Source organism: Anaplasma ovis str. Haibei (assembly GCF_002214625.1).
GTDB classification, from domain to species: Bacteria; Pseudomonadota; Alphaproteobacteria; order Rickettsiales; family Anaplasmataceae; genus Anaplasma; species Anaplasma ovis.
On the sequence record NZ_CP015994.1, the window covers coordinates 944569 to 968177 of the forward strand.

The 23609-nt window shown below is 49.2% G+C and carries 18 protein-coding genes, 1 tRNA gene and 5 pseudogenes; 17 read left to right on the forward strand and 7 right to left on the reverse strand.

Annotated elements, in window-relative coordinates:
• The first annotated feature begins 166 nt into the window (after positions 1 to 166).
• The 5 genes and pseudogenes from AOV_RS03945 to msp2 (AOV_RS05445) all read left to right on the forward strand — a co-directional run.
• The gene (locus AOV_RS03945) at positions 167 to 541 is read left to right on the forward strand and encodes a TrbC/VirB2 family protein (protein ID WP_117374474.1); all 375 of its coding nucleotides are present in this window, start codon (positions 167 to 169) and stop codon (positions 539 to 541) included.
• 48 nt (positions 542 to 589) lie between these two features.
• A pseudogene (locus AOV_RS03950) lies at positions 590 to 817 on the forward strand (TrbC/VirB2 family protein); the annotation flags it as partial.
• Between the two features lie 14 nt (positions 818 to 831).
• Positions 832 to 1200, forward strand: coding sequence for a TrbC/VirB2 family protein (locus AOV_RS03955; RefSeq protein WP_117374475.1), 369 nt, complete (start codon positions 832 to 834; stop codon positions 1198 to 1200).
• A 160-nt stretch (positions 1201 to 1360) separates the two neighbouring features.
• Positions 1361 to 1762, forward strand: a pseudogene (locus tag AOV_RS05440) (P44/Msp2 family outer membrane protein); the annotation flags it as partial.
• A gap of 1569 nt (positions 1763 to 3331) precedes the next feature.
• Positions 3332 to 3790: pseudogene (gene msp2, locus AOV_RS05445) on the forward strand (outer membrane protein MSP2); the annotation flags it as partial.
• Between the two features lie 436 nt (positions 3791 to 4226).
• On the opposite strand, the gene AOV_RS03965 reads toward msp2 (AOV_RS05445), so the two are convergent.
• Positions 4227 to 6437 (reverse strand): hypothetical protein, encoded by a 2211-nt coding sequence (locus tag AOV_RS03965; RefSeq protein ID WP_233497119.1) that lies wholly within the window; start codon positions 6435 to 6437, stop codon positions 4227 to 4229.
• On the reverse strand, positions 6430 to 6642 hold the full coding sequence (locus AOV_RS05450) for a hypothetical protein (RefSeq protein ID WP_233497120.1): 213 nt from the start codon (positions 6640 to 6642) through the stop codon (positions 6430 to 6432). The genes AOV_RS03965 and AOV_RS05450 overlap by 8 nt, the downstream gene beginning before the upstream one ends.
• 130 nt (positions 6643 to 6772) lie before the next feature.
• On the opposite strand from AOV_RS05450, the gene thiS reads away from it, so the two are divergent.
• Both thiS and AOV_RS03975 read left to right on the forward strand, forming a co-directional pair.
• On the forward strand, positions 6773 to 7051 hold the full coding sequence (gene thiS / locus AOV_RS03970; RefSeq protein ID WP_233497121.1) for a sulfur carrier protein ThiS: 279 nt from the start codon (positions 6773 to 6775) through the stop codon (positions 7049 to 7051).
• Between the two features lie 74 nt (positions 7052 to 7125).
• Positions 7126 to 7901, forward strand: a pseudogene (locus AOV_RS03975) (thiazole synthase).
• 104 nt (positions 7902 to 8005) lie between these two features.
• Here the strand turns inward: AOV_RS03975 and AOV_RS03980 are convergent.
• Entirely contained in the window at positions 8006 to 8386 is a 381-nt protein-coding gene (locus AOV_RS03980; RefSeq protein ID WP_233497123.1) for an Erum7620/ECH_0207 family putative T1SS effector, read from the reverse strand.
• 248 nt (positions 8387 to 8634) lie between these two features.
• Between AOV_RS03980 and gltX the strand changes: the two genes are divergently transcribed.
• From gltX to AOV_RS04000, 4 genes are all read left to right on the forward strand, one after another.
• Complete coding sequence (gene gltX, locus AOV_RS03985) at positions 8635 to 9960, forward strand: glutamate--tRNA ligase (protein ID WP_075139414.1); 1326 nt, start codon at positions 8635 to 8637, stop codon at positions 9958 to 9960.
• A 218-nt stretch (positions 9961 to 10178) separates the two neighbouring features.
• Positions 10179 to 10251: transfer RNA gene (locus tag AOV_RS03990), tRNA-His, on the forward strand.
• Between the two features lie 129 nt (positions 10252 to 10380).
• Positions 10381 to 11586 carry a hypothetical protein gene (locus tag AOV_RS03995; RefSeq protein ID WP_075139413.1) on the forward strand — a complete coding sequence of 402 codons (1206 nt, stop codon included), beginning with the start codon at positions 10381 to 10383 and terminating at the stop codon, positions 11584 to 11586.
• Between the two features lie 21 nt (positions 11587 to 11607).
• Positions 11608 to 12165, forward strand: coding sequence for an RsmD family RNA methyltransferase (locus AOV_RS04000; protein WP_075139412.1), 558 nt, complete (start codon positions 11608 to 11610; stop codon positions 12163 to 12165).
• 374 nt (positions 12166 to 12539) lie between these two features.
• Here the strand turns inward: AOV_RS04000 and msp2 (AOV_RS04005) are convergent.
• Positions 12540 to 12998, reverse strand: a pseudogene (msp2, locus tag AOV_RS04005) (outer membrane protein MSP2); the annotation flags it as partial.
• Between the two features lie 2750 nt (positions 12999 to 15748).
• Positions 15749 to 15880 carry a hypothetical protein gene (locus AOV_RS05505; RefSeq protein WP_267896376.1) on the reverse strand — a complete coding sequence of 44 codons (132 nt, stop codon included), beginning with the start codon at positions 15878 to 15880 and terminating at the stop codon, positions 15749 to 15751.
• 112 nt (positions 15881 to 15992) lie between these two features.
• On the opposite strand from AOV_RS05505, the gene hflK reads away from it, so the two are divergent.
• The 6 genes from hflK to AOV_RS04040 all read left to right on the forward strand — a co-directional run bounded on the left by hflK (position 15993) and on the right by AOV_RS04040 (position 21342).
• Positions 15993 to 17093, forward strand: a complete 1101-nt coding sequence (gene hflK, locus AOV_RS04015) for an FtsH protease activity modulator HflK (RefSeq protein ID WP_075139411.1) — start codon at positions 15993 to 15995, stop codon at positions 17091 to 17093.
• Position 17094: 1 nt separating this feature from the next.
• On the forward strand, positions 17095 to 17967 hold the full coding sequence (gene hflC / locus AOV_RS04020) for a protease modulator HflC (RefSeq protein ID WP_075139410.1): 873 nt from the start codon (positions 17095 to 17097) through the stop codon (positions 17965 to 17967).
• Between the two features lie 2 nt (positions 17968 to 17969).
• Positions 17970 to 19436: a Do family serine endopeptidase gene (locus AOV_RS04025; RefSeq protein ID WP_075139409.1), complete on the forward strand. Its 1467-nt coding sequence runs from the start codon at positions 17970 to 17972 to the stop codon at positions 19434 to 19436.
• Between the two features lie 31 nt (positions 19437 to 19467).
• Positions 19468 to 20046 carry an outer membrane lipoprotein carrier protein LolA gene (locus tag AOV_RS04030; protein WP_233497124.1) on the forward strand — a complete coding sequence of 193 codons (579 nt, stop codon included), beginning with the start codon at positions 19468 to 19470 and terminating at the stop codon, positions 20044 to 20046.
• The gene (rnc, locus tag AOV_RS04035) at positions 20033 to 20731 is read left to right on the forward strand and encodes a ribonuclease III (protein ID WP_075139407.1); all 699 of its coding nucleotides are present in this window, start codon (positions 20033 to 20035) and stop codon (positions 20729 to 20731) included. Before AOV_RS04030 ends, rnc begins: the two co-directional genes overlap by 14 nt.
• Positions 20732 to 20820: 89 nt before the next feature.
• Positions 20821 to 21342 carry a cytochrome c oxidase assembly protein gene (locus AOV_RS04040; protein ID WP_233497242.1) on the forward strand — a complete coding sequence of 174 codons (522 nt, stop codon included), beginning with the start codon at positions 20821 to 20823 and terminating at the stop codon, positions 21340 to 21342.
• A gap of 55 nt (positions 21343 to 21397) precedes the next feature.
• On the opposite strand, the gene AOV_RS04045 is transcribed toward AOV_RS04040, so the two are convergent.
• Positions 21398 to 22180 (reverse strand): hypothetical protein, encoded by a 783-nt coding sequence (locus AOV_RS04045; protein ID WP_075139405.1) that lies wholly within the window; start codon positions 22178 to 22180, stop codon positions 21398 to 21400.
• A 339-nt stretch (positions 22181 to 22519) separates the two neighbouring features.
• Complete coding sequence (locus AOV_RS04050) at positions 22520 to 23305, reverse strand: hypothetical protein (protein WP_075139404.1); 786 nt, start codon at positions 23303 to 23305, stop codon at positions 22520 to 22522.
• Positions 23306 to 23609: the final 304 nt, after the last annotated feature.

Consider the following 23609-nt stretch of genomic DNA (forward strand, 5'->3'; position numbering starts at 1 on the left):
TCTGTGCTGTAATGCTGCCAGTCTTGCACGCGTGAGGTTATAATAAGGCATAGCTGAGAGCCTGCATGCTGGACTGCGGGATATGTATTATATGTTATATATATCAAGTCCTAGGACAACTTTCAGGGTTATTATCCATTATTATGGATACATATAAAGGAGGAATATGTTCAACTTTGCACCGAGACATCTGGCTACAGCAGTGGTAGCCTTGATATGGTTATTCATCACTGCAGGTTCTACTTATGCTAGTAGCAGTGCTGCTGCTGCTGATGATACAGCTACTAAGGTTATATGTAATGTCATTGTCTTCGTGCAGAAGCTTGGGCTTCCTATCATGACTGGAGTGATATTGGGTTCCAGTATTATGGCCATCTTCGGCAGACTTGCATGGCCTGCCATTGTTATGTTGGTTGTATTTACTGCCATATTCTTTGGTGCTGGTAAGCTCATGGCTAAGTTCGCTGCTGGGCTAGGTAGTGAGATTGGTGATGCCAGAACTTTGAGTGCAAGGGTGAGGGTAGACCGGGCTACTGGTTGATAGGTTTTGGGAGAGTGGTGATGTTGCTTAGATTCTTACTGATTGCTGGTGCAGAAGCTTGGGCTTCCTATCATGACTGGAGTGATATTGGGTTCCAGTATTATGGCCATCTTCGGCAGACTTGCATGGCCTGCCATTGTTATGTTGGTTGTATTTACTGCCATATTCTTTGGTGCTGGTAAGCTCATGGCTAAGTTCGCTGCTGGGCTAGGTAGTGAGATTGGTGATGCCAGAACTTTGAGTGCAAGGGTGAGGGTAGACCGGGCTACTGGTTGATAGGTTTTGGGAGAGTGGTGATGTTGCTTAGATTCTTACTGATTGCTGGAGTGTTAGCATGGGGTATCTTCCATGGTGTACCTGCAGGGGCTGCTACTTCTCCTGCTGCTGATGATACAGCTACTAAGGTTATATGTAATGTTATAGGGTTTGTGCAGAAACTTGGATTACCCATCATGACTGGAGTAATACTAGGTTCTAGTATCATGGCTATATTCGGTAAACTCGCATGGCCTGCCATTGTTATGTTGGTTGTATTTACTGCCATATTCTTTGGTGCTGGTAAGCTTATGGCTAAGTTCGCTGCTGGGATTAATGGTGATGAGGCTAGCAAGTTCAACTGTGTTGATGGTGGTAATGCCACATTGGGTGCCAAGCAGTGAGATTGGTAATGCCACATTGGGCAAGGGTAAGTAGCGTTGGGAGATGAGGTTCCTGAGGTTAGCGACTATGGCCAGTAGTTTTGAGTGTAAGGATGGTAATGCCAGACTTGGTGGTACAAGTTAGAGATAGGTGCTTTAGTGATGTTTTGGGAGAGTGGTGATGTTGCTTAGATTCTTACTAGTTGCTGGAGTATCAACATGGAGTGTATTCCACAGTGTACCTGTGGGGGCTGCTGAGAAAAGTAAATCTCATCCACAAAGATTGGCGAATAGACCCGCAGGGAATGCTGGTAAAAACTTCTACATAGGCCTTGACTACAACCCCACCTTCAATGGCGTCAAGAATTTGAAAATCATAGAAGAAGTGGAGGGAGCTAGGGGCCTGTTCCCTCTCAGCAAGAATGCTAGCGATACCAGTGAGTTCAACTCATACCACTTCGACTGGAGTACCCCTATGTGTGGTATAGAGTTCGGGAACAGTACCCTAGCCTTCGGAGGCAGCCTGGGGTACAGAACCGGCAGAGCACGGATAGAAGTAGGAATAGGACATGAGAGGTTTGTCATCAAGGGAGGAGATGATACAGCATTTCTCCTAGGTAAGGAACTTGCACTAGATACAGCGAGGGGTCAATTACTATCCAGTGCTCTGGGTAGGATGTCCATGAGTGATGTGCATAGACTCAAGAGGGAAGTAGTAGATAGTGAAGGTATAGCAAGTCCTGTAAGGGCAATGTTTAGTAGACAGATCCCTGATGGAGATACATTACTTGCTGGAGAGATGGCAGGAGTTGATGATGGACTAGTTATACAAGAGTTGAGCAGACCAGAAGAGTTAGAGAAGTTACAACATGAACTAGCAAAGCAAGTAAGTAAGTTAGCAGAACTTGGAGAACTCAAGTGGTTAGAGAGACTAGAAGCCATAGAGACTGAAGAACTCCAGGGGATGAAGGAGAGGTTGAGTAAGCTGGAGGCACTCAAGAAGGAGATAGAGAAGCTAGAAGCGCTAGGCAAGGGTGTAGTAGGAGAGCTAGGGAAGCTAGAGGAGAAAAAGCTGAAGGAGTTGAAGGAGATAGAGTCCGAGAAGAAGTTAAAAGGCGCAGGGCTGGGAGAACATCTGACTAAGTGGCTGTTACACAAATTCGGAGTTGAAGGCAAGACACTGGAGATGATAAAGCTGGAGGAGAAGAAGAAGCTGGAGGTGAAGAAGCTCAAGGAGGAGCTGGAGAAGTTGAAGGAGAAGCCAGAGGAGCTGGAGGAGGTGAAAGACCTAGGAGGGCTGGAGAGAGCAATCAAGGGAAAGTTAGATGCGGTGCATAAGTTGGAGACATTGGAAGAGCTGGGAGAGCTCAAGACAAAACTAGAAGAACTAGCAGCGATAAGGGAACTTAAGGCATTAGGACTGGAAGAGCAGTTGAGGACATTAGCTGAGGTTAAGGAAGTCAAGGCATTAGCTGAGAAGCAGAAGATTGAAGGATTAGAGATTCAAGAGGGACTTCAGCTCACAGAGAGAATGAGGGGACTAGATAGAAGACTAGTACGGCTAGCAGCACAAAAGCTGGAGGAGATACAGGAACTGACACAGCGGCAAAGAATACGTAAGGAGACTAATCCGCAATCTATAAGGAAAGCAGCAAGTATGCTAGAAGAGATAAGTGTGCTAAGGGAGCTAAGACAGTTAGATGAGCTAGTACCAGAAGAGCAGTTGAGAACATTAGCTGAGGTGAAAGACACTATAGCACAACTGGAAGCACAAAAGCTGGAGAGTAAGAAAAGGGAGCTGGTTAAAGAGTTGGTAGAGAAGAAAAAGGCTCAGGGACTCTTTGGAGCACTACTAACTCTGGGGGAAACACTAGTGCTTGGGACAGATAAGTCGAAAGGGCAAGAGAAACTAGCTGGAGTGAAAGACACTATAGCAAAACTGGACAGAGAACTAGCCAAGATCAAGGCACTAGAGGAACTTACAGAGATAGCTGAGAAACGTGGAGTTGCTACTACACTCAAGGCTGCATTGGCTAATGCTATGGAGACTACTAAGAATAGGGGTTGGACTGATTATTTAAACAGTCTAGATTCAAGTAAGAGAGTTAATGCTGTAAGAGAACTAATCGCTGCTGAGAAAATTAGAGCATGGGCTAGGGATATAAATAACTTGGATGTAGATGAAAGAGCCATGGTTGCAGGGGCCTTCGCTCGTGCTGTTGAGGGGGCTGAGGTTATTGAGGTTAGGGCTATTGGTTCTACTTCGGTGATGCTCAATGCTTGCTATGACCTCCTGACCGATGGTATTGGCGTTGTTCCTTATGCTTGTGCTGGGGTTGGTGGTAACTTTGTCAGTGTTGTAGATGGGCATATTAATCCTAAGTTCGCTTATAGGGTTAAGGCTGGGTTGAGCTATGCTCTCACTCCTGAAATCTCTGCCTTCGCTGGGGCTTTCTACCACAAGGTGCTAGGTGATGGTGACTATGATGAGCTGCCTTTGAGCCCTATCGCTGACTATACCGGCCCTGCAGGTAAAAATAAGGATACTGGTATTGCTTCGTTTACCTTCGCTTACTTCGGTGGTGAGCTGGGCGTTAGGTTCGCCTTCTAGTCTAGATGAACTAGTTTCCTTTAAGTTTAGGGGGGAGTGCTTCGCACTCCCCTTTCTAGTTTGTCCTGGATGATGAAGGAAAGCTAGCACCCCCACTCAAACTTACTGGTATCACCAATCTCACCCAGTAGGTATGTCATCATGGCTAGACTAGTGTTGAGGTAACATAACAACTACACAGTGTGGTAATGCACCATAGACACAGTTGAGCCCTGCACCACCTACTAACCTCAGCACTAAGTCTGGCATTGCCACCTACTAACCTCAGGAACCTCCAGCACCACCAAGTCTGGCATTACCATCCTTACACTCAAAACTACTGACCATAGTCGCTAACCTCAGGAACCTCACTGCTTGGCACCCAATGTGGCGTCATCAGCACCCAAAGCTCTTGGCACTACACAAATGTCCTGGCATCACCACCATCAATGTGGCACTACCTAAAGCCACTAGTACGTTCATCCTCAGGAGAAGCTTGGCTGCACGATGAGTCTGTACTTTCATGCCATGGCATACCTTCTGATGATACACCGCGTGCACAACAGTTGTACGTTCCTTCTGCCTTGGTGGCAGTGAGTGACGGCACGTATAATGTCAAGGTGCTTTGTTTAGGTGTGGCACTGGTAGGCTTTCTGCGTATTTTGTGCCTCTGGGTGCTATGAGGAGAATGTTCAGATGCTGTCGAAGATGCATCACTTACAGGAAGCTCTGCTGCACAGGTGTGTGACGTGCATAGAGCCCAGAGAAGACGCTTCTTGAGTGCATGTATAACTCGATGTTTTTTCTTCCTGCGCTGCCGCCCCGCGTCTTGTCGTGCCGGAGTTGCGGATAATGCGGTGTTTGATTCGGCAACACAGTTATCATTGCTTGAGGGCGTGGATCGTAAAGCCGACATGCGCCATTCCGCCGCACTGTTAATACCACACTTCTGTTTGTGACCGAAACTGGTCGGCAATGGTCCAGTTGAGGGCTGAACATTACCGTGTGCAGCAACGCCTTGGTCCGAGTGCACACATTTTCTCGACATACTCTCCGGGTCATGTGAAATTAATCTTCTCCTTTTGACCAGACTCCCAAAGTTACCGGACTTCTTGGAGCTACGCCCACTGATCCGAGATATTCCTGGCAAGAATACCCTGGTGCGCTTTTTCGTATGATCATTGCTTGCGGGCAGAGATTTTATGTCGAGCTTTCGGCCCGACGCCTGGTCGGCATATGCTGCGTATAAATTACACAGCGACTCGGCGCGCAGTAGCAGGGAACGTGCTCTTTGGCTCTCTCGCAGGTACCTAGATGTGTGCGTGCCTACAGGGTGACGCACTTTGTGGTTTGCGGATGCTCTTGTGCCTCCGGCAAGCATGTGTCCAATGCCATTCGCGTAACACAAGTTGAGTGCTGTAAGGCTACTTGCCCGATGCTGATGTTTCCTGCTGAGTAGTTTCAGAAAGTGCGCTAGTAGGGTGCGTAGGCGGCAGTTATCATTGCTGGGACGAGAATGCAACACCGCAACAGCATCGTCGTCTCCGGCACTACCGCGCACACGTGATTCGGGCCGCTCATATGTATTTGCTGCCACAGTTGTGGGATAGTGCCCAGTGCTTTGCCAAAATTTGCATCGGACGGCGTATGACTGCCGCTTCAGCCATCTAGATACAGTACCCATTTTTGCACGCACTTTCCGGTTCGCGAGCCCTAACACCCCACTGCGTTTGGGATCCGTCAGCATGAAACATCGCAGTGGTACAGGCCGAGGTTGGGACGCACAGTTTCTTACTGCTGCCATGTATTCTGTGTGGCTAGCAACCTTGTATGAGCTTTGTACTGTGCGCAGAGCTGCAACCAACTCGGGGTGTTTTTTGTAGCGATCTATATTCATAAGCTTAATGTTGCGCAGACTTTCAAAAAATTTTGCGCAGTCGCCATACATGATGCTGTCTTTATAGACGGCATCAAGCCTTTTTAGGGCGCTGTAATCTTCCCGCAGCTTCGGTAAGGTAAACATTGAATGGAAAACTTGTACAAGTTTGCGGTGCAGCATATACCAGGAGTGGCGCCGATTCACAATAACCTCAACATATTCCAAGCGCTTTTTTGTTTGTTCTAGATGTGTTGTTATAGCCTCAGAAACCAGCTGCCTAGCCCTTGATTCTTGCGCACTTAGATTTCGAACAGGAGTTTGCACTGCCTTTCCGTTAACATGCAATATGCGTCGCACCAGCACTGCTGACATGCAAGCTTGCGGCAGCTTATCGTAACTTGCGCCATAAAAAGTGAGCAAAAGACAAAATTCCTGCCGCATTTTCAGGGCAAAGTAGCGCGACAGGTTGTCCAGCACTTTTAGGCTGTTCTCCGTTATTACATCTACACCAAGGTGTTCGTTGATTCCCACCCTTTGTAAGTATGATGAGAGCTCTTGCACGCACGCAATGGATGCCGGGCTGAAAAAATTATATGCAGGCGACTTACCGTGCAATTTGTGTATCTTAGATGCACAACAACGTGCGAGACGTTGCAGCTGAGGACTGTCTACATTGTATTCTTGCGTAATTTGCAGTAGGGATCGGTACAGTACTTCAGCCATCCACACGAGGTTGTAGTGTCCGTGCTTAAAGTTGGTAAGCCTTGCAATGTCATCCCTACTAAGCATTGTGTCGTAGTATGTTTATGTATGGATATCCGGCCATCACATCGTTTGTTCCAACAACTTCCGCTAGGAACCCTGATAGCATGGGTAGAGAATTTGTGTCTGCTAGCAGCTTTGCTAAGCCCTGAAATTCTGCAGTTAGGAATAGAGCAGTACTGTTGTCTGTAGCGCCAGGTGCCGGGTAACTTGTTTTCTGCAGTGACAGCATGGATATCTACCATCATATCTACGATATGCCGAGATTAGCATAATATCATCAGCCACACAAGATAACTCGTACCGCGTTTTGGGCGTTGCCTGCGCTACTACCCGCTAGCATCTACGGCCTAGAACGGAAATTGGCTGGTACTGACGGAGGATTGGTGTATATACTACAGCGTCTTTACTTCAAGCTTCGGGTGTTTTCCATGAAAGATGTTATAGATATCAAGATTAATGGGGAAAAGAGGGAAATACCTGCGGGAAGCTCGCTACAGCACGCCGTAAAAGAATACGAGTGCAGCGCACCTTTTGCAGTTACGGTCAACAATGTGCTCGTTACCAAGGCGCAGTATAGTGAGTATGCACTCAGGAGTGGGGATGTTGTAGATATAGTGTACCCTATGCAGGGTGGGTAGCATGTGGTGTACGTTTCCCAGATGGTTCGGCGCAACTGCGCGGCTGCCCGGTCTTAATGGCACGGAGAAGTAGCGTGTGGAATGTGTATGGGGTAAAGCTAAATAGCAGACTGCTAATGGGGTCTGCTCTATACCCGTCTCCAGAAGTGCTCAAACAGGCCATATCAAACTCCGGAACGGAAGTTGTAACTGTCTCTCTTTCCAGGCAGATGCCATCTGCCAGGGCGGGGGGAGATTTTTGGCGCATAGTTCAAGACAGCGGGTGCCGCGTTTTGCCAAATACGGCTGGTTGTTGTACGGTGAGCGATGCCGTGCGCATGGCACAAATGGCACGGGAAATCTTTGCCACTTCTTGGATCAAGCTTGAAGTTATTGGTGATGACTACACGCTACATCCCGATATTGTGTTGTTATGTGAAGCCGCTAAAGAGCTTGTGAACCAGGGTTTTGAAGTCTTCCCGTATTGCACGGATGACCTTGTAGCATGCTGCAGACTTATAGACTGTGGATGCAGAGTATTAATGCCCGGCGCGTCACCTATAGGCTCCGGCATGGGCGTGCTGAACGCACACAACCTTAAGTTGCTGAGAAACCGATGTAAGGATGTGGTAATCATCGTGGATGCCGGAATAGGTAGGCCATCCGATGCAGCTATGGTCATGGAAACTGGGATTGACGGGGTGTTGATCAATAGTGCAATCGCGCGATCTCCCGATCCCACAAGTATGGCTCGCGCCTTCAAGTATGCTGTAGAATCCGGGCGGCTTGGGTACGAATCCGGTATGATAGGCAAAAGGGAGTTTGCGGTGGCGAGCACCCCCTTATAGATACACCTTTTTGGCGCGGGTGACGGTGGTAACTTAGTTGGTTATCGGGGCTTAGCTGAACTATGGGTGGTGTGTGCGTTTTGCGAAGCGGCCGGCAACACAGCAATTGCCAGGTGTTGCAGAACTCCTACAAAGTGCCGTCGGGTGCTTTGTTTTCCACTTGCTCCATAAACCGCAGCCGAGCGTGTAGGGCATTATGCGCCAGTACAGTTGCGGAAATGGTGTGCTTGGTTCTCCTAAGCTTCATGCGGAGCCAGTCTGGATAAGCGAGGCCGGCATAGAGCTTAATTGTGAATTCCAGCATTATATAGCAAGGAAGGTCAATGAAGTGCTCATGGTATGCAACATAAGAGACGCATGACGCTGCAAGTAGGATAAAAGTGAGGGCCCACAGCCTCTTATAGGCGGTGAAAAAGAACACGAAAATAAAGGCCAGAAACGAAAAACCGTCGCGCACGAACTTGACGCGCCCTGACCTTTCGTGCGTGTACACACAGAAAAAATGCACGCTAACTACAAGAACGACTGGAGCTGCAATTCTAAAAAGAAAACCTACCTTGGTAAACCAAAAAGATTCAGGTTGCCTACATGCTATTCCCTTGGTAAAGGAAAGGAATCGATATACAGATATCTATGGGATTGAGTGCTTCGTGTGTTAAACTTCACTGGTGTATTCCCCCGACAACGCAAGATATCTTGCGTGCTGTTTACGTAATTAGGTTGGTCCGTGACAGGATGCTTTACAGGTTATACTAAATGATTACTCGTTTTGCACCTAGCCCCACTGGGTACATGCATGTAGGGAATGTGAGAACGGCACTGGTGTGCTGGCTGTATGCCAGAAGCAGATCTGGCAAGCTCTTGCTCAGGATAGACGATACTGACCTTGAAAGGTCTGAGGATAGGTATGTGGAGGGAATAAAGAATGACCTAAAGTGGCTGGCAGTGGATTGGGATATCTGTTTCAACCAGCGCTCTAGGATTGGTAGGTATGACGAAATTTTCGACTCCCTGATGGATACGGGTACGGTCTACCCATGCTACGAAACTCCGGAGGAGCTGGAGTTAAAAAGGAAAATGATGCTCAAAATGGGGCTACCACCCATTTACGACAGAAGTGCATTGAACATGACTGAGCAAGACCAAAAGGCCTACAGTGGGAGGAAGCCGTATTTCAGACTCAAGATAGATCGTGACCAGGCAATTTCCTGGAAGGATGAAATACGGGGCAAGGTGGTGTTCCAAGCCAAAAACATTAGTGATCCAATTCTCAGGAGAACTGACGGAAGTTACACCTACATGTTTCCCTCTACAGTTGATGATATAGATTTTGAGATAACACACGTCGTTCGCGGCGAGGACCATGTGAGTAATACGGCAGTGCAGATCTATGTCATGGGCTTGCTTGGTGCAAAAATACCATCTTTTGCCCACCTGCCGCTGCTGCGCATGGGGGACTCAAAGATGTCTAAGCGGGTAGGTGGAACCGAAATATGCAAAATGCGAGACATGAACCTTGAGCCCATGGCGATTAACAGCTACATGGCCAGGGTAGGTACATCACTTCCTGTGGAACCATACACGAATATGCAATCCCTTGTGGATTCGTTTGACATCAAAGCATTCAACCAAGCTCCAATCAAGTTCGAGTTGGAAGACATATCCAAGCTAAATGTGCGGCTGCTGCAGAGGCTGTCATTCGAAGAAGTACAGGATAGATTAGAAGCATACGGCATAAAGTGCTCGGAAGGCTTTTGGTACGCAGTGCGCGACAATATAGACGTCATTTCGGAGGTGAAGAGGTGGGCAGAAATCTGCGGTCCTGGGGTCACCCCCGTGGTGGATGACGTAAACCGGCAGTTGCTGCAGTTAGCTAGTGATCTCCTGCCCGAAGGAGAGCCAAATGACGGTACGTGGAAAACTTGGCTACAAAAAATCAAAGAGCGTGCGGGCTGCGAGACTCGCGACATTCTTTTGCCACTTAGGCTCGCACTTACGGGGGTGCCAAAAGGTCCAGAATTTGCAAAATTACTGCCACTGATTGGTAGAACAGAAATATTACGAAGGCTGCGAGGTTCTTAATGTGGAGCCATGCACAGCAGGTCCCAAGGTTTAGCTGGCCGTGCTGAAGTGCACAATGTCCAAAACCGTTGCACGCGTTGCCGTACCCTGCGCTAGTTGGAATGCCGCTCTAAATGCGTGGGAGGAGTGACGTACGCCCCTTGGTTGCACGCAGCCATCTTCCCGGCATATGATACTTGACTCCTGTGAGCCAGATATGATAGTTGGTTGTCCTCGTGGCGGGCGTAGCTCAGTCGGTAGAGCATCAGTTTGTGGCACTGGAGGTCGCCAGTTCGATCCTGGTCGCTCGCCCGCACACTAGGTTGCACTCAGAACCCTGGGTGCAAGTCCGGTTGCGTTTGCCGTTAATGTAAATAGAGCTTTGACTTGCAGCGGTTTTATCATTAGAATCGGCTCCTGCTTTTGTTGTAGTTTGGTCGTATGTTGCGTTACCTGGCGTGTTGCTGTGCCTTGTGTGTTGTTCTTGCGTCGCACTGTTGCTCCGCGTCTTCTGTGCGCATAAAGGCCGTTGTTGATGGGAAGGCTATAACTAGTCTAGATGTATCTAGACGAACAAAAGCAAACGCATTTTTCTACAGAACTGCTCATGCTGGGAGTGACCAGGCTGAGGTGCTGCAGTCTCTGGTTGATGAGTCTGTATTAGAGCTTGAAGCCAAGGAGTTGGGCATATCCGTAGGTAAGCACGAGTTAGAGGCGGAAGCCAGTAAGATGTTCTCTGTGTTGGGTGTGTGCGACGGGCTGAGTATAGGGGAGTGCGTGGTGCAGAATGGGCTGGATCACAAATCTGTAGAAGATCACCTCAGATCCAGGGTTGTATGGAGCAAAATATTGGCCACACGGGTCGCGCCCTTTCTTGCGGTTTCGGATAGCGATGTTGAAAATTACGTTGACGAGGCAAGGTCTACCGGCCTTGAGACCGTGCTGGATATGGAGCAAGTTTTTGTGCCGTTCAAGGCGGGCAGCGTTTTGGACTCTGTGCTGAGTGAGCTTAACAAGGGTGTGGCGCTTGATAAGATAGCAGCAAGGTACAGGGAGCACGCGGTATATGCTGACCACGCTGTAGGGGTAACGGCTAGCGCATTCTTGCCCGATGTGAAAGTATCACTCGTAAGGGCCAATGTTGGCCAAGTAATTGGCCCGATCAGGATTGACCGCGGATACTTGGTGCTGAAGTTGTTGAATAAAGTCAAGGTGAGTAAGGGGTTCCTGAATAGCTCTGCGAGCATAAAGCGCGTCTCTGTCGCGAGCAGCGACCATGAAAACGTGTTGCGAGTCATGAAAGGGCGCGGTGCCAACTGTGAAAGTTTTGATGGCATTGCAAAGAACATGGGACTGGATGCGACAAGTCTTGACGTGCGCATTGGCGATCTTGCCTCTAAACTTCAGTTCATGTTGAGCAATGCCGAACTCGGAGAGGTGTTAAGTACCACTGCCGCCGGAGAAGGGAGCGGCGCTGAAGGCGGAAAGATTGACCTGATAGTGCTTTGCAGCATCTCACGGGGTGGTGATCCAACAGCTGAGGAGGTCTACAAAATCAAACAGGCAGTTTATACGGAGAAGCTGGTTTCCGCAAGCGGCAGGCTTATGGACTCCATAAGGAGCCGCCATTTCACTAGAAAGTTTTGACGGTTTTCGTAGGCTGCGGGCGTGATAAGGGTTACAGCAGGTGTTCACCGTGGCAGGCGAGTATTCACTGGCAATACCTTGAAAGCACGACCTGCGATCTCCGTGGTAAGAGAGTCAGTATTCAATGTTTTGCGTGCGCACATCCCTATAGAAGGGGCGAGGGTGTGCGACATATTCTGCGGCAGTGGCGCTTTTTCCTTTGAAGCCCTATCAAGAGGCGCAGAGCATGCCAGCCTTGTAGACATACACCTGCCTAACTTACAATTGGTCAGAAGGACGGCTGACAGCCTTGGTGTTGGACACAGAATGACCGTTTTATGTTGCGATGTGAACAAACTCCCCTTGGCGGATCGCAGCTATGATCTGGCGTTTGTTGATCCTCCTTACGAGGAAACGTCGTTGGTGGATATATCACTAAACGCAATACTGAGTATGCGATGGTGTCAGGCAGGAAGTGTGGTGGTGCTTCGTATAAAAAAGGGTGCCAAGGTCTCAATCCCTGATCGCTATGAACTACTAACCCGCAAATCATACTGCGGATCAGAGATACTGTTTATGTGTACGCTCTCCAACGATTAGGTAGTGCCACATTGATGGTGGTAATGCCAGACTTGGTGGTGCTGGAGGTTCCTGAGGTCAGTAGGTAGTGCCAAGAGCTTTGGGTGCTGGTAGTGCCACATTGATGGTGGCAATGCCAGACTTGGTGGTGCTGGAGGTTCCTGAGGTTAGTAGGTAGTGCAGGGCTCAACTGTGTCTATGGTGCATTACCACACTGTGTAGTTGTTATGTTACCTCAACACTAGTCTAGCCATGATGACATACCTACTGGGTGAGATTGGTGATACCAGTAAGTTTGAGTGGGGGTGCTAGCTTTCCTTCATCATCCAGGACAAACTAGAAAGGGGAGTGCGAAGCACTCCCCCCTAAACTTAAAGGAAACTAGTTCATCTAGACTAGAAGGCGAACCTAACGCCCAGCTCACCACCGAAGTAAGCGAAGGTAAACGAAGCAATACCAGTATCCTTATTTTTACCTGCAGGGCCGGTATAGTCAGCGATAGGGCTCAAAGGCAGCTCATCATAGTCACCATCACCTAGCACCTTGTGGTAGAAAGCCCCAGCGAAGGCAGAGATTTCAGGAGTGAGAGCATAGCTCAACCCAGCCTTAACCCTATAAGCGAACTTAGGATTAATATGCCCATCTACAACACTGACAAAGTTACCACCAACCCCAGCACAAGCATAAGGAACAACGCCAATACCATCGGTCAGGAGGTCATAGCAAGCATTGAGCATCACCGAAGTAGAACCAATAGCCCTAACCTCAATAACCTCAGCTCCCTCAACAGCACGAGCGAAGGCCCCTGCAACCATGGCTCTTTCATCTACATCCAAGTTATTTATATCCCTAGCCCATGCTCTAATTTTCTCAGCAGCGATTAGTTCTCTTACAGCATTAACTCTCTTACTTGAATCTAGACTGTTTAAATAATCAGTCCAACCCCTATTCTTAGTAGTCTCCATAGCATTAGCCAATGCAGCCTTGAGTGTAGTAGCAACTCCACGTTTCTCAGCTATCTCTGTAAGTTCCTCTAGTGCCTTGATCTCTTTTACCAGCTTCCCTAGTTTTGCTATCTCCTTACCCTTCAGCTCTGCCTGGCCCTGCAACCATGGTTGTGCTTCGCGCTTACCAACCAATTCCTTCATCTCCTTTATCAGCTCCTTCTTCTTATGCTCCACCGTCAGCTTTTGTGCTGCTATAGTGCCTTTAACCTCAGCTAGTGTTCTCAGCTGCTCTTCTGGTATTAGCTCATCTAACTGTCTTAGCTCCCTTAGCACACTTATCTCTTCTAGCATACTTGCTGCTTTCTTTACAGCTTGTGGGTCACTTCCTGAACGTATCCTCTGTGCTTCTAGCAGCGTAAGTTCCTTTATCCCCTCCAGCACTAGCCTTCTCTCCAATCCTCTAATTCTCTCTGTGAGCTGAAGTCCCTCTTGAATCTCTAGTCCTCTATCCTTCCTACTTTCAACTAATGCCTTGACTTCCTTAATCTCAGCTAATGTTCTCAACTGCTCTTCCAGACTTAGTGCACCTAGTCTTAGCTCGGCCAGCTCTGGATTTGTCTTAAGTTCCCTTATCGCTGCTAGTTCTTCTACTGTTCCTCCTAGTTTCTTGAGCTCCTCTAGTTTTCCAAGCTTCTTGAACAGCCAGGTCTTTTCCAGTTCTGCCGGCTTTTTCTCCTCTATCTTCTCAAACGCACCTCCAAGTTTCCCTATCTTTGTCACAACTGCACTCTTCGCCTCTTTCACCTCCTCCAGCTTCTTCTCCTCTAGCGCTCCCATTATATCTGTACCCAGCACTTTAAGCTTCTGTACCAGCTCTGGCTCTTTTCCTTCCTTCTCTAGCTTTTCCCACTCCTTGAACTCTGCACTTAATACTCCCAATTCTGCCAGTTCCCTCCTAAGTTCCCTTATCGCTGCTAGTTCTTCTAGTTTATTCTTGAGCTCTCCCACCTTTTCTTTACTAGCCGGCCTCCACTTCTCTAACTTCTCTAGCTTTTGTACTGCCAGCTCTAGTTCTTTGCCTGCTTCTATTCCCTCCAGCTTTATTTCATCTTCCAGTCCAAGCGCCTCCAGCTCTTTCAACCCTACTTTTGTCACAACTTCCTTCTTCGCCGTCTTCAACTCCTCCAGCTTCTTCTCCTCTAGCTCTTTTCCTACCTCCCTAAGCTTTTCCACTGCCGCCTTCAGCCCTTCAGCATCCAGCTTTTTCTCCAGCTTCACCTCCTTGAGCTTCTTCACCTCTAGCAGTCCCAAGTCACTCTCTAGCCTCTCCAGCTGCGTCCTAAGCTCCTCTGAGGCTCTTCTTGCCTTAAGTCTCAACCTCTCCTTCATTTCCTGGAGTTCTTCAGTCTCTATGGCTTCTAGTCTTTCCAACCACTTGAGTTCTCCAAGTTCTGCTAACTTACTTACTTGCTTTGCTAGTTCATGTTGTAACTTCTCTAACTCTTCTGGTCTGCTCAACTCTTGTATAACTAGTCCATCATCAACTCCTGCCATCTCTCCAGCAAGTAATGTATCTCCATCAGGGATCTGTCTACTAAACATTGCCCTTACAGGACTTGCTATACCTTCACTATCTACTACTTCCCTCTTGAGTCTATGCACATCACTCATGGACATCCTACCCAGAGCACTGGATAGTAATTGACCCCTCGCTGTATCTAGTGCAAGTTCCTTACCTAGGAGAAATGCTGTATCATCGGCGGTACCACAGTTGCTGCCACTGCTGCCAGCGGTACCACACACTTTCCTACTCAGTGCATCACCACCACCAGTAGCACCCTCTACTGCAGTACCCCACTTCTTAGCTTCACTCTTGGTCATCTTACCTAAAGCATTAGTAAGACGGTCTACCTGACCTCTTGCTGTATCATATGCTAACTCCTTTCCTAATAAGAATACTGAAGCTGTATCCTCATTAGACTTCTTACCTCCCTTGATGACAAACCTCTCATGTCCTATTCCTGCTTCAATCCTGGTAAGTGGTGCAGATGTGGGGGCAGAGAGCTTAGAGTAATTGGGAACGAGCCCGCTGGGTAGATGGATTTGGGGCCTTCGCTTGTACCTGTGGGAGATGAGGATTTAGGTAGATAGGATTAGGAACTGAGGTTAGGGGATTAGGCGCCGGTAGAAGTTAGGGGTTGAGGTTCCTGAGTGATGTTTAGAGGGAAGTGCCAGCCCTGGTGCCACCAAGTTGGAAATGGGGTGCCAGCGCTATGGTCAGTAGTTTTGAGTAAAGCTAGGAAACTGGGTGCCAAGTAGAAGTTAGAGGCTGAGGTTAGTAGGTAGTGCAGAGCTCAACTGTGTTGATGGTAATGCCAGCCTTGGTGGTGCCAAGTAGAAGTTAGCAGGTGCCTGGGTGTAGAATAAGTGCAACTGTGTCTATGGTGTAATAAATCAAGACACTAGGTAGCGTAAGCCTACTGCGCCTTTTGTGCCGCAGCTATGTGTGGTGACTGATCTCTAAATCCCAACCTCTACAGGTTTGTGTAATGAACAACGCACCAAACCCCAAACTATCCATCCGCCAAATGTGGTTCATTCCCAACTACACTCCCCTCTAAACATCACCAGGTGCTTATCTTCCTATTCCAAAATACTCAGCCTATCGCTACTGACAGCAGTGGTACCAACACCGGAGCAGCACCAACAAATGTGGCCGGAACACCAATGGCAAGCGTAAGGACCATGTTCAGTTCTGATGGTGTAGGGGCCGTTTTCTCAATGAACACTACCTCCAATACTGGAGGGGCTGTATGTGTGTGCTGGCCAGTATTTTTATTGATATGGTAGAGATTCTGCGATAGACTCCCCCTTGTCTTGCTGTGCGGGTTCGGGGTCTTTATGAGCGATGGAGGTGATCCCTGGGGTGGGGAAAGCGGTGAAGGGTTTGAGAAACCCAAAAATAACAAAAGGTTCGGCGATTCCCAGTTTGATGGCTTCTTCGATGGCGTTCGCTCTGCGTTAAGCGAGTTCCCCGGGGGGAAGCAGCCTGGCGATTTTGTGTTTAAGTGGTCGCATCTTCTCTTTCTTCTGGCTGCTTTTGTCCTACTGTATGCGTGTACCGGCTTCTACGTGGTAAACCCAGAGGAGAAGGCTGTTGAATTACTGTTTGGGAAGTATAGGAAGGTGACCGAGCCCGGCTTGCGCTTTTGGCTGCCTCGCCCCTTGGGTAAAGTGCTAAAAGTCAAGGTCGAGGTCGTCAGTAAGGAAGAGATTGGCAGCGGCGTATATAGAGCTGATGGGGCCGACCATAGCCACGGTGAGGGCATAATGTTGACCGGTGATGAGAATATCGTCAATATAAACTTCGACGTTCAGTGGAAGGTAACAGATGCGTATAAGTATCTGTTCTGTGTAAGGGATGGTAGGCCGGGCGCCACTGTAAAAAATGCCGCTGAAAGTGCTATGCGGGAGATCATTGGCAAGAGCACCTTAGCTTTCGCCATAGAGGGAGAGGGAAGAGCCTCCATAGCGTACGAGACAAAAAAGCTATTACAGAGTGTGCTGGACCAGTACAACATGGGGGTTGAGGTCCTCTCGATACAGCTAAAGAAGGTGGATCCACCCGAGAAGGTAATTAGCGCGTTTAGGGACGTACAGAGCGCCAGAGCCGATAAGGAAAGGGCCATTAACGAGGCTCATGCGTATCGTAATGAAGTGTTGCCCAAAGCCAAGGGGGAGGCCATTAGGATAAAGCTCGACGCCGAGGCCTACAAGAGTGAAGTAATAAACCGGGCACAGGGGGATGCTGCAAAGTTTCTTGCGGTGTACAAAGAGTATGTAAACCAGCCAGAAGCTGTTAGAGATCGTATGTATATAGAAGCGATGGAAGAGGTGCTGAATAATATGGACAAGGTCGTTGTTACTGACGACATTAAAGGCCTGTTCTCCTACCTGCCCTTGGCCGGAGCGGGCGGCAAGAAAGCTGGAGGCGGGAGGTAGTATGAGGTTAAGTCTGGCTAGGCTCGCGCTGTTGGGCGCTATCGCCTTTGGTTTTGCAACGCTTGCGCTGGAGTCCATGTTTATTGTAGACGAGGCACACCAAGCCATCGTAGTGCAATTCGGGCGGGTGCAGAAGAGCGTACAGAAAAGTGGTCTTTTCTACAAAGTCCCAGTAATCAGCGAGGTTATATACTTTGACAAGCGAATTATAGAGATCAGGTCAGACTCTTGCGAGGTAATAGCCGCGGATCAGAAGCGCTTTGTTGTGGATTTTTATGCGAAGTATAGAATCGTTGACCCAGTCAAGTTTTACCAGACAGTGCGAAGCGAGACCGGGCTTGAGAATAGATTGAGCTCCATTATCGAATCAAGTTTACGTACACAGGTTGGTAGCGTGGCGTTGATCAACTTTCTCAACGAAGCAAGAGCCGACGTCATGCGTCGTATACAAGAGGGAGTGAGTACTGAATCCGAAAAGTTTGGCGTGGAAATGGTTGATGTGCGAATCAAGAGAGCAGACCTTCCCGAGGAGAATAGTGCAGCAATTTTCCGCCGCATGCAGACTGATAGAGAAAAGGAGGCGAGAGAAATCAGGGCAGAAGGGGGGGAGATGTCTCAAAAGATCAGATCAGATGCAGATTTCCAGACACGTGTTATCATTGCGGATGCGATGCGGGATGCACAAATCATCAGGGGTACGGGAGATGCAAAGGCATCTCAAATTTATAACAATGCTCTTAAAGCCGACCCTGACTTTTTCAGTTTTTACCGTACAATGAGAGCATATAGGCGGGTATTTAGCGATGGTACAACAAAAATTGTGCTGTCGCCAAACAATGATTTTATCAGTCTTTTTAACAAAAGCAGGGGTTAGGTGTGAAGAGGTTTTTATCGCTTTTTTTGCTGATATCGTCGCTGTGTAGCGTACATTCCGGTGGCAGCGCGTTGTCATCATCGGTGGCGCAGTCGAAAGCTGCCGTTCCGGACATCCGTAGGGGGTTCTCTGGGTTGGCTGCTAAGCTGTTGCCTGCTGTAGTCAATATCTCCACGGAGCAGACCGTGGATAGCGATGCAAACTCCATGGGCCAAGGCTTCAGGTTTCCGGGGATTCCGAAGGGTATTTTTGAGGAATTTTTCAACAATTTGGAGCCCCTCCTAATAGACCCGCTAAAGCCTAGAAAGGTAATCTCCTTGGGCTCAGGGTTCATAGTGGATAAGTCCGGGTTGATAGTAACCAACTACCACGTAATAGCAAATGCTAAGGAGATTCACGTAAAGTTCAGTGACAATTCCACAGCCAAGGCTACGGTGCTGGGCAAAGATCCCAAAACAGATCTCGCGGTACTCAAAGTCAAAACAAAAAAGGACCTACAACCGGTGACACTGGGTAACTCTGATGATGTTTTGGTAGGAGAGTGGGTGTTGGCAATAGGTAACCCCTTCGGGCTCGGAGGTTCAGTGAGTGTAGGTATAATCTCGGGCCGTGCGCGTGATATTAATATTGGCACTGCGAGTGAGTTTTTACAGACTGATGCCGCAATAAACCGCGGGCATTCCGGGGGGCCGCTGTTCAATGCTGATGGGGAGGTCATTGGCATAAACACAGCAATAATGTCTCCACAGGGTGGTGGCAATGTTGGCGTGGCATTTGCTATTCCTTCAAACAATGCAGCACGCGTTATAAGTGTGCTATCCAGAGGTGGAAGGGTAGAGCATGGTTGGTTAGGGGTCGTCATTCAACATGTTACTGACGATATGACAGACTCTCTTGGCCTGGAAAGTGCAAGGGGCGCATTAATATCTGGTGTAGCGAAGGATAGCCCAGCAGAGAAAGCGGGGCTCAAGGTGGGTGACGTCATTTTGGAATTCAATGGACAGAGAATAGAGAACATGCCTCAGCTTACGCACCTGATAACAAAAGCTGCAGTAAACGAAAAGGCCAAGATAACTGTCCAGCGCGATGGCCGTGTTATTAACGTTGCGGTCACTATTGGCAAGCTACCAGACGATGTTGCATCAGGAGGAGCAGACCAAGAGGCTACTGACGATAGCGTGGGACTTACAGTTGGTAACCTACCTAAGCACTCAAAGAAACAGCAGGAAGGGGTACTGATACTCAGGGTGGACCATAGAAGTGATGCTTTCAGTGAGGGTGTTAGAAAGGGAGATATTCTGCTCGGCATCAATTCTGCAACGGTAAACAGCGTGTCAGATTTCAACAAGGAGATGAGCAAAGTCAAGAGTAGTAGCGGCGGAAAGGGTTCCTTGTTGCTCCTCGTAAAGAAGGGAGGTGGTGACGCACCGCCGATATACATACCAGTAAAGTTAAACAAGAATGCGTAGGCGTAGCGCCTTGTTCGGGGCGTTACTCTTTTTGCTGCTTTATCTTATAACGCCAGCTCGGTCGTCTTGCTCCGTTCACTCCCAAGCTGTGGCCCTTCCTGACTTCGCTGCGCAGCTCGTTGAGATTGTAGAGTGCATAAATTCCTTCAACGCGGATTTTGCACAGACTAGCGAAGATGGGTCCGTACAATACGGCAGAGTCACTATGAGGCCTGGGCTCCTGAGGTTTGACTACCATGCTCCAATTGCCACGTCAATTGTGGTTAAGAATGGATGGGTGACCTTCTACGACAGTGCACTCCAGCACTACTCCTATGCAAAGGTGCGCCACCCGGTCGTGGAGCTTTTTAGTGCTACAAATTCAGATAAAATCAAACAGCTGAATATTCTGTCGGCCGTTGTTCGGGATGGAAGAAAGACATTTCACATAACAGAAAAGCAATCAGGGGCGGCAATGGTGGCCTCATTCTCCTTCGCTGGCTGCAGCTCTGCATACATTTCCGAACTCAGCGTACAGCACCCACAGCAAGGCACAATGAGATTGGAGTTCTACAATGTTGAGAACAACCCACCAATAGTTGAAAAGGAGTCTCACGTTGCGTCCCGTTGATAAAAAGGGCCTGGCGCTTAAGGTGTATGAGGCCACAGGATACCAGTTTAGGGATTTAGACTTGATGCTAGAGTCGTTAACTCACCCCAGCCTTTCGTGTGAGAGAGCGGCAAATTACGAGCGTCTTGAGTTCCTTGGTGACGCAGTATTGAGCATGACTGTTTCCGAAATGTTATACAGGCTCTTCCCGGATGATGACGAGGGCTGCCTAACCAGAAAAAGAACAGCGCTGGTGCGTGGCTCAGAAGTAGTTGAGATTGCGAGATCCATAGGCCTGGGTGAGCTCATACTCATGTCAGGCGGGGAGCTAGACTGCGGAGGATCCCACAATCCAGGCATCCTTGAGAATGCATTAGAAGCCCTTATAGGGGCAATGTACATGGACGGCGGTCCGGAAGCCTACAGGGGCTTTATACATAAACACTGGCTAGCGCGCGCACAACGCATGTCCTCTACGCCACCTCAGGATCCAAAAACTGCGCTGCAGGAGTGGGTACAGAGCAGAGGTTGGGCAATACCACTATACAGATTGGTAAGCAAATCTGGCCCTGAGCACAAACCAGTTTTTGCAGTTGAGGTAAGCATCAAAGAGCATGGCAACGTGCTGGGTGCCGGCAGCAGTAAAAAGCTTGCGGAACAGGAGGCAGCGAAACTGATGTTGAAAAAAATCACCGAACTCTCGTAGAATGGGCGCAGAAGGAACTCAGAACCACAGTGAAAAAAGCCAAACGCAATAATGAAGTCTTGACACTACTGGTGTCAGTAATAGTTTCGATGTTGTGCTTAACGTACGCGTCGGTGCCATTATACAGAATTTTCTGCAAGGCAACCGGGTACGGGGGCACAACAAAAAAAGCAGTATCTGTAGCCCCAAATAAAAAACCAGGCAGCTACAGCATAAAAGTCAGACTAAACGCAGATACGCACGGCATTCCGTTGCTTTTTCACCCGGAACAGTCTCACGTCATGGTAACTCCCGGAGTACAGCAGCTGGTCTTCTATGTAGCAGAGAACCCGTCCGACAAAGAGATAAGCGGCATGGCCGTGTATAACGTAACCCCCGTGCAAGCGGGAAAGTACTTTTACAAGATCGCCTGTTTTTGCTTCTCACAACAGACATTCGCCCCTGGACTTAGGATAGTGATGCCGGTATCGTTTTTCATATCTCCAGCAATAGAGGAGGACCCCCAAACTGAAAGCATCAGGGAGATCACCCTGTCCTACACCTTCTTTCGAACGGCGCAGGAAGGCCCCTCGGCCGTTACAGCAACTTCCCAAGGGTTACACACAGGCTAATACGGCACAGGAGGAACACGCAAACGGGAGAAGAGCCGTGCCGCAATTATCACGCTTATGGTAGTAGGGGTGAGATGCCAAAAGGCACAACAGCGGCACCGCCTTTCGAGATCTTAACGTTAGCGACGTTTGCGGAGGAAACGTTCAGCCTATCGGTAATATCATCGATGTCCGCATCCGAGAAGTGCGTTCTATCATCACTAAGGACTACCACGCTACCACCCGGGGAGGAGAGCATGTAGCGTACAAGACCTACGCCCCCGACAATCAACACCAAAGCAGCCGCGGCCAAACATACGTGCGACGCCGTGGACGGTATGAATAGGGCCCCAGCTGCCCTCACAAAATCACCCTGGGCACCAGCACATAAAACGCCGAACGCGGCAGAAAAGGTACATAGCGAAACGCCAAGCGCCCCTACAAGGGCGCAGGAGAGGGGCTCGAACTTAGCGCCTCTAAGCCCACCCGTCCTGACACTAACTTCAGCACGGGCATTAGTGCTGCGCACAAAGGGCCCGTTCATCTGCAGCATACCTGGAGAGTCAAACCTCTCCTCAAGCAGAGAGACAACAAGCCCATGTTTGTCTATAGTTCTGAGTCTGACACAGAACACTATAAGCCCAACCAACGCTACAAAAGCACCTATCATGGAACAGAGGAAGGCAGCAGCGACAGGCCCAGGACCCAGCGGGGAGGCCCCAGAAGCGGAGATGTAAGCCGAAAAGAAAGAAAGAGAGGCAGCACTCGCAACCAGCAGCACAGCACAAATCTTAGCGAGCAGCCGATCACGACCGATTCGCGAAATACCTACATCACCGTAGCCAGCATCTCTATACACCCTACAGCCTCATCACCTTAAAATATCACTAGAATTTTAAGGAAAGAAGCACCCAGAGTCAATAGAACCACCGCGCAACCGCCTCGGGAGGCGGCTCAAGCTCGCACAGACAACACACCCACAGCGTGCACAAACCACAGACCTGCGCACTCGGAGAGTGACATTCAACCGGCAGCACAGCAGAACACTGCACCCACCGCTATCCCGGAGGATCAGAGAAGGGCGACGTAGCACCCGCGCACCAGGGGCAGGAAAACCACCCAAGAGCGCACCACTACAGCAACGCAGCCAGCAAAACTACCAAACCGCAGTGGAGACGGAACAGCCGCCGCCCGGAGATTACATCCCCCCAACAGGATTCACGCCGCCGCCCCTGTAACCAGCATCGTGCACGTGTATAGCAATAACCTCGTTGAAGTCGGTCTCTGGACCCAGCGCACCAGAGGGGAGCACCCCATCCGCAGCGGAGACATCACCCGAGCTCACAACACAAAGCCTGTTCCCCTGGCCGGAAGCAAGCAACCCACCTCTCATGGCAGCGAAGAATGTCACAGCCATCGCCAAGAACAGCATGACAACCCACGCTTGTTGCAGAGGGGTAGCAGCAGCAAAGCCAGAACCTATCATATCGGCGGTAATAGCCGCAGAACTAGGCAGCGCACCAGACAGCGCAGCGAATATAGTCAGGGTCACCAGGCCTGCCATAGCTGTAGGAGTGGAGAACGGATTCGTGCGACTGCTCGAAGCAAAAGACACGTGCCGCGTCTCGCCCCGCCGTCCCCGCTCCTCTTCTTCTCCATTAGCAGGAGCCAGATATGCGGCATTCGGATACAGGCCGTTCATCTCCCTAGCCTTCTTCTGGTGTTCATTGCAGACTACAGCCAAGCCGATAGCAGCAACAACGAACACAGCCAGCATGACCATGAGCGCTATGAACTCGGGACGCTTCAGGAGCACACCAGACTCCAGGCCCTCCTGAGACAGCCTCCAAACACGCGCCGCAAGCGCGGCAACCACTATGATCGACAGGGCTGTGGTGACACCCAAACCCTGACGCATATACCTGGTACCATCTGGGTTCGCTATGTGCGCACTCAGCTTCTCATCTTTAATCTTGAAGGACATAACCGACACAACCTAAATAGATAACACACCAGGCGATACTACTGCTGGAGAACAAAATTGTCAACTAGTTAAACTTGGAAATATAGAACCTTGCACGTGGAAGCTAACTGGTTTACAGATCTTTAAGTGGCAGCCGTCTCATTGGAAGCCTGTTTTACTTTGTAGTAATAATTGGCGATGTACGCTCCCGTACAGCGAGATGCAGCACAACAGTGACATTTATACCACATAGACAGAAAAGACTACGCGCTGTTAGCGGCAAGGTGGGCATGATTTAAGTCCGCGGCCATAGCACATACACGCA